Source organism: Neobacillus sp. S1115 (assembly GCF_055385565.1).
Genome location: NZ_AP038275.1, coordinates 5,933,765 through 5,947,312 on the forward strand (window position 1 = coordinate 5,933,765; position 13,548 = coordinate 5,947,312).

The 13,548-nt window shown below is 41.0% G+C and carries 13 protein-coding genes; 7 read left to right on the forward strand and 6 right to left on the reverse strand.

What is annotated here, in order from left to right; genetic code table 11:
• Positions 1–177 precede the first annotated feature (177 nt).
• From ACZ5B7_RS28835 to ACZ5B7_RS28845, 3 genes are all read left to right on the forward strand, one after another.
• The gene (locus tag ACZ5B7_RS28835; protein ID WP_464491990.1) at positions 178–705 is read left to right on the forward strand and encodes an NUDIX hydrolase; all 528 of its coding nucleotides are present in this window, start codon (positions 178–180) and stop codon (positions 703–705) included.
• 154 nt (positions 706–859) lie between these two features.
• The gene (locus ACZ5B7_RS28840) at positions 860–1,009 is read left to right on the forward strand and encodes a LysM peptidoglycan-binding domain-containing protein (RefSeq protein WP_464494590.1); all 150 of its coding nucleotides are present in this window, start codon (positions 860–862) and stop codon (positions 1,007–1,009) included.
• A gap of 89 nt (positions 1,010–1,098) precedes the next feature.
• A complete protein-coding gene (locus tag ACZ5B7_RS28845) occupies positions 1,099–1,380 on the forward strand; it encodes a DUF1450 domain-containing protein (protein WP_464491991.1) in 282 nt (93 codons plus the stop codon).
• Between the two features lie 871 nt (positions 1,381–2,251).
• Here ACZ5B7_RS28845 and ACZ5B7_RS28850 read toward each other — a convergent pair.
• Both ACZ5B7_RS28850 and ACZ5B7_RS28855 read right to left on the reverse strand, forming a co-directional pair.
• Positions 2,252–2,518, reverse strand: coding sequence for an AbrB/MazE/SpoVT family DNA-binding domain-containing protein (locus ACZ5B7_RS28850; RefSeq protein WP_464491992.1), 267 nt, complete (start codon positions 2,516–2,518; stop codon positions 2,252–2,254).
• A 152-nt stretch (positions 2,519–2,670) separates the two neighbouring features.
• Entirely contained in the window at positions 2,671–4,071 is a 1,401-nt protein-coding gene (locus tag ACZ5B7_RS28855) for an amidase (RefSeq protein WP_464491993.1), read from the reverse strand.
• 1,020 nt (positions 4,072–5,091) lie between these two features.
• Here ACZ5B7_RS28855 and ACZ5B7_RS28860 point away from each other — a divergent pair.
• The 3 genes from ACZ5B7_RS28860 (at position 5,092) to dnaB (ending at position 7,740) form a co-directional block, all read left to right on the forward strand.
• Positions 5,092–5,928, forward strand: coding sequence for a conserved phage C-terminal domain-containing protein (locus ACZ5B7_RS28860; RefSeq protein ID WP_464491994.1), 837 nt, complete (start codon positions 5,092–5,094; stop codon positions 5,926–5,928).
• Positions 5,915–6,244 carry a hypothetical protein gene (locus ACZ5B7_RS28865; RefSeq protein WP_464491995.1) on the forward strand — a complete coding sequence of 110 codons (330 nt, stop codon included), beginning with the start codon at positions 5,915–5,917 and terminating at the stop codon, positions 6,242–6,244. Before ACZ5B7_RS28860 ends, ACZ5B7_RS28865 begins: the two co-directional genes overlap by 14 nt.
• A gap of 176 nt (positions 6,245–6,420) precedes the next feature.
• Positions 6,421–7,740: a replicative DNA helicase gene (dnaB, locus tag ACZ5B7_RS28870; RefSeq protein ID WP_464491996.1), complete on the forward strand. Its 1,320-nt coding sequence runs from the start codon at positions 6,421–6,423 to the stop codon at positions 7,738–7,740.
• Between the two features lie 236 nt (positions 7,741–7,976).
• Here dnaB and ACZ5B7_RS28875 read toward each other — a convergent pair whose 3' ends face one another.
• The 4 genes from ACZ5B7_RS28875 to ACZ5B7_RS28890 form a co-directional block, all read right to left on the reverse strand.
• On the reverse strand, positions 7,977–8,195 hold the full coding sequence (locus ACZ5B7_RS28875) for a hypothetical protein (protein WP_464491997.1): 219 nt from the start codon (positions 8,193–8,195) through the stop codon (positions 7,977–7,979).
• Between the two features lie 197 nt (positions 8,196–8,392).
• Positions 8,393–9,487: a Ger(x)C family spore germination protein gene (locus ACZ5B7_RS28880; protein ID WP_464491998.1), complete on the reverse strand. Its 1,095-nt coding sequence runs from the start codon at positions 9,485–9,487 to the stop codon at positions 8,393–8,395.
• Positions 9,484–10,578 carry a GerAB/ArcD/ProY family transporter gene (locus ACZ5B7_RS28885; RefSeq protein ID WP_464491999.1) on the reverse strand — a complete coding sequence of 365 codons (1,095 nt, stop codon included), beginning with the start codon at positions 10,576–10,578 and terminating at the stop codon, positions 9,484–9,486. Before ACZ5B7_RS28885 ends, ACZ5B7_RS28880 begins: the two co-directional genes overlap by 4 nt.
• On the reverse strand, positions 10,579–11,943 hold the full coding sequence (locus ACZ5B7_RS28890; protein ID WP_464492000.1) for a spore germination protein: 1,365 nt from the start codon (positions 11,941–11,943) through the stop codon (positions 10,579–10,581).
• Positions 11,944–12,181: 238 nt separating this feature from the next.
• Here ACZ5B7_RS28890 and ACZ5B7_RS28895 point away from each other — a divergent pair, with 238 nt between their 5' ends.
• On the forward strand, positions 12,182–13,456 hold the full coding sequence (locus ACZ5B7_RS28895; protein WP_464490083.1) for an IS110 family RNA-guided transposase: 1,275 nt from the start codon (positions 12,182–12,184) through the stop codon (positions 13,454–13,456).
• The last annotated feature ends 92 nt before the right edge of the window (positions 13,457–13,548 follow it).

A 13,548-nucleotide genomic window follows, 5' to 3' on the forward strand; every position in this document is an offset into this window, starting at 1 on the left:
ATCGATTAACGAGGGAACGCAGCTTTGTATGCCGAGGTGGGTCCGTAGAAATTAGAGCTTTGTCTTGCTTCTGTTTTATTTCGAGTGGTAGAACCGTCCCTTTGCATCATTAAAAATGTTTTTCTACTGGAATCCATGTAAAATGAGAATACTGATTAAAAACTTGAGGTGTTTAATATGACTTGGAAGGTTAAAAGTTCTACAAATGAAAAGGTGGACCGTTTTCAGCTAACAATGGATCAGGTCGTTCTCCCAAATGGGGAGGAAAAGACGTTTTCCTATATAGATTTTGCTAAAGGTGTGTGTGTCCTCCCGATTACCGATAACAATGAAATTGTCTGTATAAAACAATATCGCCACGCCATGAAAAGCTGGCAATGGGAGCTGCCAGCGGGAATGATTGACGATACCGACCCTACTCCTCTGGAAACGGCAAAAAGAGAACTAGAAGAAGAAACAGGCTATAAGGGTGAGCACTGGCTGGATTTAGGAAGCTTCTACCCTTCTCCAGGTTCTACAAGCGAGGAGATTCATTTATTTGCAGCAGCAGGGTTAACAGCAACGGAGCAAAACCTGGAAAGTAGCGAACAAATTGAAGTACATAAAATCTCGATGAAAGATTTAAATAACCTAATTAAATCTGGAGAATTCAAGCACGGCGCAGGGCTGGCGGCTGTATTGCGATATAAGCTCATTGTGGACTAAACGGGAACATTGCCTTATTGTTAAGCACAAAAGAGGCGTCTGTACAGACTACTCTTTCATAGAAACGCTGAATATTAAAAGAAGCTTGAGGATCTATTATTCCTTAAGCTTTTTTATTAGGTGAAGTAACATCAATCGAAGGCCGGTACCCGCCATATCCCACTCTGTAACTTCCGGTGATACACTTTGGAAGATTGCTCAAAAATTCGGCGTAACCACCCAAGCCATTGTCGATGCCAATAAACTGGAACCAACTGCATACCTTTATATTGGCCAAAAGCTAATCATTCCATCAAAACCGTAATAGTAAAAGGTAAGCGAACGTTATGACCCCCATCACTAATTAAAACTTTAGTATTATGATAGGCTTAGGTAAAAAGGGATGTACTTAAAATGAAACTATTAAATAAATTATTTAACAAACAAATCAAGACAGATATAGAATTTTGCCAAAAAAATCTTGACCTGTTCCTAACAGAGGAGAACTATGCTGATTACGATACCTTTTTACAATCAAAGTACATCAACTATAAAGAATATGAGTGTCAAAGTCGATGCAAAGAATGTAAGCAGGCTCCATATGCAATAATCGATGGTCAGTTTATCTCAAAAGAAAGTTCAAAGGAATTATTAGAAGCTCTTCAACAATTGATTGAACGTAAAAGGAAAGAGTAGAAGAATCCACTAATTAATTAGTGGTTTTTTTATTTGACTAGGGGTCTAACCCCGGATTTAAGGGCTTTTTTTTAAAAAGGAACTCAGACTGGGGGCTGAACCCGGCTAGTCCTGAAACAAAGGTCGACATTCACGACCTGGTGTCCCCTCAGAAAATCAGGGCAGCCGCCCCCTTCCTTAATTCAGCAGAAAAAAGGAGGGTAAATCCCGCATCATCCCTTGCGGGATTCCCTCTTGCTCCACAAGTAAACAACCTATTCTTCAAACCAATTCTTAAGCATAATCGTTCACTACTTTTATTATTCGATTGATTTCAACAAATTGTTGCACCTGTGCAACCTAAACAAACGTTTATGTAAACCGATTCAACGTCTTGCCACTGGTGGATTTTCTTTTCCGGTATGACAAAAATGGCTGTCATTCAAACAAACGTTTATGTGAACTGGGCCAAAATGCTGATAGATCTACGTTTCTACACCTAATCTCATAAAAATTTTGATGAATGTTGCTAGATTACGGCGTTGCATTTCTGATAAATGTATCACCAACACGGTAATCCGCTAATTCCCACCAAATTTCACTACCGTTTACCTTACTCAAACGTTTGATTAAAAGCTAAAAAACTATTGATACAATGGACTTTCACTCCCAATTCCGGTAAAAGTTTTGTCATTTAACTAAACGTTAGTATAGTAATAGCCTAAGCCTCTTCAACAGCTGTATTTCTATTGATTTTGGCAGCAGAAGAATGTCGAAATCTAATTTGAGTGGTACCTGCCACTGTTTGGCATGTAACCCATTTACATTATAGAAGAAGTCACGTTAACAGCAAAAAAGATGCACCGAATAGAATGGTACACCTTTAAATTACCTACCTATAAACAAGGTTTCTGAAAGTTTGGTCGTATTCATTAATCATATCGTTCATCTGCTCTAAGAATTCTTCGTCAATTCCCTTTGGCAGCTCTAAATTTTGTTTTTTCTTAATGGTTACTTGACCATTCACTATATCAAAACGCACTTCATCCCCTTGACCGATTCCCAAGTGTTCCAACACTTCCTGTGGTAAGGTAACCCCTAAACTATTCCCGATTCTTGTTACTTTTCTTTCCACTTCTCTCACCACCGTTAGAGTCATAATCGTTCCACCCCACTATTTATATACGCTTTCTAGGTGGTTTATAACCGTTAAACAAATACTTTATACTAATGTTATAACGATAATAACGCATTAACGTTAATATTCACAGGGGTATAATTCCGTCAAATAAGGACATTGACTGACAGGCATCATTGAAAAAATGAAGCAAGAGAACCGTCCCCATGCATCATTTTCAATGTTTGTTCTAATGCATACCCAAATTGATATAATTCTGCTTCATGACCATGTTTTCCGATTAGTTGGACACCGATTGGCAGTTTACTAGATGACAGTCCACAAGGAATGGATAATGATGGACTACCTGTATAGTTTGTTGGCGATGTTAACCTTAACAATGCGTGGCGGACCGCCTCGGCTTGATTTCGTATAACCACATCGCGCTGCCCAATATTCGTTGGAAGAATGGGCAGGGTCGGTGTTAATAAGATATCGGCTTTGTCAAAGATTTGATTAAACTCTGCAATGATTTGCTTCCTTTCAATTTGAGATTGAACATATTCAAAGCCTTTGACTGCTGAACTTGCTACTAATCTTTCATAAACTTCATCGTCAATATCATCTTTGTGGTGAATTACAGTATCAACATGGACAGCCGCTGCTTCCGATTGGATCGTCACAAGCTGAGCCTTTGCCACTTTAGCCATATTAGGAATATCCACTTTCATGATGACTGCTCCAGCCTGTTCATAAAGATGAATACAATTCATGACCGCTGCATGCACCTCTTCATCAATCATTTCAAAATAAACAGAAGGGATGCCAATCACTTTCCCTTTAACGTCATGACCGATAAGACTGGAATAGTCCCTGCTTTCCGTATGTAACGAATATGGATCCTCTGCATCATAGCCAGCCAGAATATTCAGCATTAATGCATTATCCCTCACATTTGTGGTCATAGGACCAACATGATCAAGCGTATAGGCTAAAGGAAAAGCTCCGTTTTTGCTTACCAATCCAAAGGTTGGTTTCATTCCAACTATTCCACAGGCAGCTGCTGGAATCCGAATGGAACCGCCTGTATCCGTCCCTAAAGCACCCATTACCATCCCAGAAGCTACTGCTGCACCCGATCCGCTGCTAGAACCGCCAGTAATTTTATCTAAATTATACGGGTTACGGCATGGACCAAAATAAGAACGATCGCCAATCGGGCCATAGGCAAATTCATGTGTATTTGTTTTCCCAATAATAATAGCTCCTGCATTCTTTAATTTTTGAACGACTGTTGCATCAACATCCGGGACAAATTGCTCATACACTTTCGACCCCATCGTTGTGCGAATCCCTTTTGTAGAAATTAAATCTTTAACAGCGATGGGGACGCCATGGAGCGGACTTCTTATTTCCCCTGCGATTAATTCTTTCTCTAATTCTCTTGCAGCCTGCAATGATTCTTTTTCGCAAACTGTAATAAAGGCATTATTCTTCGGGTTTTCTTCCGAAATTTTGTCTAACGTTTTCTTGACTAATTCAACAGGGGACAATTCCTTATTTTTAAACAATATGGAGGTAGAAACAATATCCACTATGCACCCATCCTTTTTAACTCAATTTTACTTGCCGTTGACCTGGTTTAACAAAGAACATAGCTGACATTCCAGCTGCCGCCGCAATCGCCGCCGCTACAAACATCGAAGAGCAGCCAAAGCTAACAACTAAGAATAACGGTTAACATTGGTGCGATAATGGTGGCATTTAAAAGGAAAAGAAGATCAACAACCGGCCACCCTCACAATATTCAGTCGCAACTCTATTCTACCATTTTCCATACATAAAAAATTCTATCTATCTTGGAAAAATTCAGGTGGTGACAGGCATCATCCCTTTTGGGACAGGTCTTGTATAGTATAGATCCCCCGATTAACGCCCATACAATTTAGTTTGGTACGGCAGTATATCTTCTACTAGTATTCTTGAATTATTCATCCATAGCTTGATAAAGAGGACAGAATCAACTAATTCAGGTTAGAATCCTGCTGAATTTGGTCATCGTCGGAATCTAACCTTTATTTATTGAATAAGGAACCTTGTTTTATCCCTGAATAAGTGCCTGCCTGATATCTTGCCTATGTTTTCTTTGATAGTTTGAGATTAGGATACACAGATTGAGGCTATTTTAAGGGCGAGCAATATAAAAGCCGTATGGAATACAATCCCTTTCGGGATGTAGTCGGTCATTAAAAATGAGCCCCCCCTATACCAAATGCACGAATGAGACTCTAGAGTTTTTTTCCCTGTCGCGTGTCAAAGATAAGTTCTTCCTTGTTCCAAAGAGCGTAATGCCCTCCCCCATTTACCCAAAAATGAAGCACTAGAACCGTCCCCATGCTTCAATTTAAAAACTATCAAATTGGTACGAAATTCACGAAAACCCCTTTATCATTTCCGATTTGGAGCCAAAAATCGCATTTTCCTACCCAAATTCGTTCCAAATTGGAAATGAGGCAATTCGACTAATTCTACCAAACCCGATATCTTATGGGTGAAGCACGGGGACGGTTCTCGTGCCTCAAAATGGGGTTCACACCACACTGGAGGAAAAACCGATGACGAAATTACTAATGAACGAAGCGCCCATCATGATCATCCCTTCGCTCGCTGTCAAAATGGGCCTGAACGAAGCCATCGTGCTTCAGCAAATTCATTATTGGATCCAGACCAGTTCCCATTTGATTGAGGGACAAAAATGGATATACAACTCCTATAAGGATTGGCAGAAACAAATGCCATTCTGGTCGGAGAGTACCATTAAACGAACCATTCTCTCACTCGAAGAACAGGGTTTCCTGATCTCGTCCAATTGGAACAAGCTTAAACTCGATAAAACCAAATGGTATACGATTGATTATCAACGCCTGGATTCCCTGGAGGAAGGTCCCACCATCGTTGACACAACACCCACAACACAGGTACAAGCTGACCTCTTCACAACTTCTGGCCAACCGTCGGTTCAGACTGACCTGTCTGAGAGTCCAGACTGGACCACAGAAGAAATCAACCTGACCCAAGCAATACCAGAGATTACTTCAGAGACTACCACAGAGAAAAAACCTATTGTCGACATCGTCGACTACCTCAATGCCAAAACGAATGCCAGTTACAAATCAGGAACGAAGAAAACGAAACAGCTGATTCAAGCTAGATTAAGAGAAGGCTTTACCGTGGAGGACTTTAAGAAAGTCATCGACATAAAGACAGCCGAATGGCTCGATGATCCACATATGAGTACATACCTGAGACCGGAAACATTGTTTGGAACCAAATTCGAATCGTATCTCAACCAAAAGCCGCAAGCGAATCCCCTCTTTGAAAAACGAAGGGGCCTAACTGCAACCAAACAAACCCTTAACGAGGAGGATTTCGATCTCAATGATGAAGCGTGAAACGTTTGAGCTTTTAAAGGCCATCAACACTTTCTACGACCAATTTATCGTCAATCAGGAAAAGGTGAACCTGTGGCATGAAGTGCTCAAAAGCTATGGACACGACATCGTGCAGGAAAGACTGTTTTCGTTCGTAAAAGAATCACCCTTTCCGCCTAAAATCGCCGACCTATTGCCAAAATCGTCCGGCGCCATGACCGTCCCTAATGCCAGCGAGACCAGATTCATCATGGCCACCAGGCATAAGCTAGCGAGTGAAGAAGTGGTCCAGCGAGAACTGGCAAACATGAGGGCCATTCTGGGAATTCAGAGGTAGAGGAAAAAGCAGACTTCTCAGTCCTTGTCGGGGCGGGCCTGTCACCGCCCCCCTTATCACATATCATGACGGACGCGCAAAGCTCAACTCGGGAGCAGCACCCGTCAGTTGGTCACTACTACGTAAAAGTGATGCACGAGAACCGTCCCCATGCATCACTGTTAGGAGGCACGATTATGATAAATCAAACACAAACACAAGTACCGTCATGCTTTAGCCAGGAGGTGGAGGAGGCTTTCGTGGGGGCGTTGTTTCTGGACGGCGGGCTGGTGAAGGAGGCGGCGATTCTGCCGGAGCAGCTTTATTTTCCGCAGCTGAGACTGATTTATTCGGCGATTCGCAGCCTGGATGAGAAGGGAAAGCCGATTGATTATGTCTCGATGATTGACGAGCTCGGCGTCGACAATCTGCAATGGATTGGCGGGGTTAGCTATTTGAATCGACTAGCCGGGAGCGTGCCGACCACCACCAACTTTCCCTTCTATCAGCAATCCGTTAAGGAATATGCGCAAAAGCGAAAAACGATTCACATTGCCTCGCGCCTCATCGAGCAGGCAAACGGAAAAGACATCCAAAAGACGATCCACACCGGGATTCAAGAGCTAATGGCCATCGATGACCAGCTTACCGACGAAGACACCGGCAGCATCACCCCGTCCTTGGTGGATTTGTTCATGGATTGCGAAAAGGATTTGGGCGAGATCGTCGGCATTCCCTCCGGCTTCCCTAATCTCGACATGCTCACTGGCGGCTTTCAAGAATCCGACTTGGTGATCATCGGCGCCCGCCCGAGCATGGGAAAGACGGCCTTCGCCCTGAATGTCGCCCTTCATGCAGCCAAACAGGACATCAGCCTGATTTTCTCCCTAGAAATGTCCAAAAAGCAGCTGCTAAAACGGATGGCAGGATTCACCGGCTTAATCGACAGCCGGAAAATGAAAAACCCGAAGAAGGAATTTCAGGAGGAAGATTGGCAGCATTTTACCGATACCATCGGGGCGCTATCCAAACTGAATCTCCATATTTTTGACAAAGCCGGGATGGATATCCCCTATATTTGGTCCAAGGTTCACAAAGCACGGCGGGAATACGGCCAAGAGCAGCGAATCCTCGTCGTCATCGATTACCTCCAGCTGATTGAAGGAGACCGCAGCTTCCGCCAAAACCGCCAGGCGGAAATCAATGAAATCTCACGGTCCCTGAAAACCATGGCGAGAGAACTGAACGTAACTGTCATCGCCCTGTCCCAGCTGAGCCGAGGCGTCGAAAGCCGCCACGACAAGCATCCCGTTCTCTCCGACCTGCGTGAAAGCGGGCAAATCGAGCAGGATGCCGACCTGATCGCCTTCCTATATCGCGATGATTACTACACCAAAGACTCACCGTACCGGAACAAAATCGAAATCATACTCGCCAAGCACCGCAACGGCCCTACCGGCACCATCGAACTTGGCTTCCAAAGAGAATATGGCCTGTTCACCCATTTGGAAACATAACGAAGGACAAAGATCGAAGACGAAGACGAAGGGCTTTTTTTAAAAAGGAACTCAGGCTGGCGGCTGAACCTGGCTTGTCCTGTACAGAGGTTGGCATTCATGACCGAGTGTCCCCGCAAGAAATGAAGACAGCCGCAGGATTCATGATACCAGGAGGAAAAGAGGGTTTCGTGTCCCGCTATCATCCCTTGCGGGATTCCCTCCTTTCTCAACTGGTAAGCCTTCGGCAGCTAAGGCTAGTCTTTGAATTTTTTCTTGTTAAGGTTCTCGTTCGGGACAATCGTCCACTCGTTTCCGTTTTGAATAACGGTATGTCCCGGGTAGGCCTGTTCAAACATTTCTCTGATCGATTCATCACTCAGGGTATTCCTGGAGAGTTGTTCAAGCGACATACTTTCTTCTTTCTCCACCTGCCTGCTTAACTGGTGGTCTCGCTTTTTTTGAGAGTCAGCCATACTCACTTCGATCAAGCCATATTAGGGAAAATAGACAAAGCTTTTCTTTTCGCCAATACGCATGAAGATCACGCTCCTTACTACCACATACAATTAAACAACTAAGTTATTCTCCTTGTGACAAATTTGGTAATCATGATACGTGGCACATGCAAAATAGCCCCTCTACGGCTCATCTTTTAATAATTTTCTAAAAATCAATACATTGCCCCAGTCCCCTTAAGCTTTACATCCGTTTTCACCTTAAATTCCAGATTAGAATAGATCGCCTTCCACTGGCTTATGTCATTATTTGTTATCCCATATTTGGCCTGATACTTTAGCCCAAGTCCTAGTGGGTCAACCTCTAATTCTTGAAGATGAACAAGAAACTCCTTTACCCTTGAGCTAATTTGGCTAGCAGCCTTCTTTTCATATTTTGCAAGATCACTCCGTCTATGAAGGGTCAATTCTGATTCCTCAACAATACCATGAATCTTAATATAAAGAAGAACATAAGGTTTCCCCTTTTTCGGGACAATTATTTTCCATTTCGTGTCTGTGTGTTCGGCATTTACAAAAAGTCGCTCATTCCTCTTCCCAACGTTGATTAAGGCTGTTTTCTCATTGTTCAGAAGCTCATTTAACAATCTAGTTTCATTTGGATTTAACTCGGCTTTCATCTTTTTCTCTTTAAATACCACGGCTTTATTAATTCTAAAGGACCCTTTTATGGGCTCGATAATTGGTAAATAAGGGTCAATCCCATCTTCTCTAAGTCTCATATAATAGTCATTAAGAATATCAGACATTACATATGGTGAATTATTGGTTACTTCATTAAATGCTAAAATAAGGGCGTTTGCAGGCAATCTCTCTGATTTCACCTTCCAAGATAGCACTTTTTCTGCCGACGGCTTTCCAACAGCTACATATGAAATCCCTTGTATATCAGGGCGCTTTATAAACCATTTGATTACGGCTAATTGATCATGCCGCAAAATATCTTCATTTAAAATAATCACCCTGCAATGGCCGAAGTCTAATTTTTTATCCACCATTGACTGGATGATCCGAATAGCTTCCGGAATAGAATTAGACTCTTTTTTAATAATTTGAAACCTCGATTTTCCAGGCTCGACCTGAGCCGAAGGAATCGCTAATTTCACCATGACACGGTAGGGATTTTTTTCATCTTGTGTTAAATCCACTCCGATGGCAACCACAAAGAAACGTTTATCTAGATCGTTAAATTGACAGCCAGATAGGAAAAATGAGGTAAGGACCACTATCTGTGCAAACTGTTTCCTCACGTCTTCCGCCTCCTCGATAAGAAAAATACCAAGGCTACCAACATCATCTCGGCAGGAAAGCGAATGTTTAGCCACGTCTTTACAATATAGAAAAATTCCCGTTGATTTGTAAGGGATTGGAGGATCATCGTACAAAGCCCAATACTTATCAGGAATACATATTTATAGATCTTTTTCCTACCGTTCCTTTTCATATTTCTCCCTTCAATTATTCCCTCTAAAAGCTTTAGTCCAACATGCCATGTTATAATCCCGAACACTAAAATGAGAAGCAGATACAAGCACAGGATTAAATATAGCACCCTTTCAATGAAGCCAAATTCCATCCTTAAAGAGTCACTTATGAAGATCCAAGGAAATACCACATCGTTTACACCATCGACGCCCAGAAAAGCGATTGGTACAAAAAATGTGGAAATTATCACTAGAAACCCTATGATGGGAAGAATCCATATAAACTTTAAAACTTTTTTTGAATTGATAAAACGATTCATAATAACCAAATTTATGTACCCAATAAATATATAGGTAGCCGCAGCGATAGAGCTATAGCTAGGAAATTGCCAAATGTTATGGAGCATTCTAAAAATATGCTCCCAATAAAAGTATTTGCTGCTAAAAGCCTTGAATAAAATAAACGCCACTAATGGTGCAGCAGGGAGAACAACAATTTCAACTAAGAAAAGAATGGAGTCCGTTTTTTTTAAAGCACCAAATATGACAATAATAAGTAAAAAGCCAAGAATGACCCCCAGACTCATATCCGGGCTGATATATAGCTTAATGACATAGCTGTAGGAAATTAAGGCAAATGACCCAGCAGCTATCCACATTAAGGCCAAAAAGGCTAAATAGGGGTTACGAATAAAAGCCGGAACCCTTTCAAGGAGGAAAATTTCAGGGAGGCCCATTTGTGGATATTTACCCATAGCAAATATAAATATGATCACCAATAAGCCTCCGATAAAAACACTTAGAATCATAGACATAATCGTGCCGTCAAACCGTTTTTGAATTAAAACAGCTGGCACATTTACCATGATGTTTATCATCATTGTCAAGATGACGATATAGTAGAAATGACGAATCAACTATTGATGACCCCCCTTTGGACTCTCGCTTATGGTTTCAATCTTATCCGAAGAGCCCCAATACAAAGATAAAAAGGGTGTTCCAAAGCTTCGCATATCAACTAAAACACATATCGTCACAATGATGCCTGCCACCAGCCCAACAATTCCGAAAAAGGATGCTGCAAGAATTAAAGGATAGCGAATGCACCGAATTGCAAAGCTCATAGCGTTAATCGGGATCGTGAAATTGGCAATGGCCACAAATGCCGTAATAATAATCATAATTGAACTGACAAGCTCTGCCTGTTGGGCGGCCTGTCCAAGAATTAGTCCCCCCACCGTTGTCGCTGTTGGCCCGATTGCCTTTGGCAGCCTTATACTTGCTTCCACCAACATTTCCACTACCAGCATCATAAATAGAACTTCGTAGAAAGATGGATAAGGCACCCCTGCCCTGCTTCCAGCAATGGTTAAGGTAAGCTGTGATCGCAGTATTTCAGGATTATACGATGTTATTGCGATATATAAAGCAGGCAATGCCAGTGTAATAATCAATGCAGCATAACGAATAGTAAGCATGAGTTTCTTAATCCAATAAGCATGGTACAGATCATCCATTGAAGACATAAAATCAAAGAAAACAGCCGGAAGACTTACGGCAAAAGGCGTTCCGTGTATCACGATGACAATTTTCCCTTGTGAAAGATTGAGTATAGCCCGATCGGGTCGTTCTGAAATCATCGTGGTCGGAAATAAGCTAATCTTTCTTCCCGTTAGAGCATTATTTAATTGACCGGCAGCTTGAATAACATCCATATCTATTTCACTTAAACGCTTCTTTAACTTTTTTAGGACAGTAAAATCTACATAATCGATATCATAAAGAAGGGCGATTCTCGTCTTGGATAAAGACCCGACCTCTTGGTATTCTACTTTTATCTTGCTGCTTGGGTATCGTTTTCGAATAAAGGTGATATTTTGATCCAAATCCTGCGAGAATGCTTTTTGAGGTCCTTGAACAGACATCTCTACCGACGAATCCTGAGCCTCAGTATTGATTTCTTTTTGAGCCTTATAAGAATAAACAGAACCCGAAATAAAAATTAAGACACACCCATCAATGACTAAAGACTGCAGGTCCTCACCGTTCTGAATGTCATTTGCAGATGGTAACGACAAAAGGTGCAAAAGAAATTTCGATTCTTTCTCACACATCATTAAAGGTTGGATTATATCAGTCTTAATTTTCTGACTGTCACATAGGCTTTGCAGATACACCAAAGAAATTTCCTGATTAAAATATACAAAGGAGTGCGTTATTAAATCTTTTGTTTCTTGCAACTGGAGCTTCAGGTTTCTAATTGTTTTATTTTGACCCTTCATATAACTCACCTTTTAGTGTGGAGAATATTAATAGTATGAGTTATAAACGGTTTTCCATTCACACTGGGGATTGACGGATAATCTGTTATACATCGGGTTTGAAAATTAAGCGGAGAAATTTCTCTTAATTAGCATTCCTGTAGATCGTTATTTTTCGACTTTGAAAAAAATAGAGCTCCTCAGTAAGATATGAGTATAGAGACCAATCTAACTCAAACCTTAAGGAGGAACCCCTATAATGAAGTTTAAAATGCAAAACAAACAAAATCAACTAATAGAAAGAATTTCAGTTAAACATCTAGTTGTTGGAGTTGATATTGCGCAACAATTTCACGTAGCTAGAGCTGTAAATTTCCGTGGAATTATAGTCGGAGATCCAATTACATTTAAAAATACCGAAGAAGGATTTGCTAGTTTTCTAAAATGGATTAAAAATCTTCAAAGATTAAACAACCTGGATGAAGCTATTGTTGGGATGGAGCCAACTGGACACTACTGGATCAATCTTTCAAAATGGCTTTCTAATCAAGATATTGAAGTAGTAACTGTAAACCCACATTTAGTAAAAAAGAATAAAGAAAATCGTGATAATACTCAATCAAAAAGTGATAAAAAAGATGCCTTAGTTATCGCTGATATGGTAAAGAACGGTTATTATTCTGAAGTTAGGTACACATCGGAAACATTCGAAAAACTTAGGATCCTGATGTCTAACCGTGATGTAGTAGTTAAACGCCTTGTTAGTTCTATTAATCAATTAAACCGTTGGGTAGATATTGTCTTTCCTGAATTCCGACAGGTATTTAAGGATATTACGGCTAAAGGGGCAATCACAACCCTTCGTTTATTCCCGTCCCCTATGGACTTAGAGAATATGCAGCCTCACGAGGTTATTACAGGTTGGAAATCTGTGATGAAGAGGCACCCTGGATTAAAGAAAGCCCTATTACTCCTCCAGTTGGCTAAGAAATCTGTAGGTACTAGACAGGCACTTGATGCCTATAAATTTCATTTAGAGCAGCTATTAGAGGAATATGACTTAGCCGTAAAACAACTCGAAAGAGTGGAACAACAAGTTACCGCTGCACTAAATAAAATACCTTTCGCTAAGATGTTACTTGCCATAAAGGGGATAAGTGAAATTTCTTTAGCTGGGATATTGGGTGAAGCGGGGGACTTAAGTCGTTTTACTCACGGTAATTCCCTTCTTCGCCATGCTGGATTGCATTTAGTCGAAGCAAGTTCAGGGAAATGGAAAGGTCAAATTGTCATTTCCAAGCGAGGACGCTCCAGACTAAGGCGATTCCTTTACTTAGCTACAATTAGTCTTGTAGTGAATAACCCAGAATTTCGGGCATTACATTCTCAAAATGTCAAAGTAAAAAAAATGAAGAAAATAAAATCAATTATGAAGTTAATTGGCAAGTTGGCCAGGATCTTTGTAAGTATATCTAGACGAAACGAATCATATTGTCCTGATAAAATCAAACCATTATCACCGTTGGCAGCTTAATGAAATTTCAGAAATAAAGATTATTTATCGCCCTGAAATAAATAATATTGGACACTCATATTAATCGAATGTTGGCATATTCGCAGGATTTC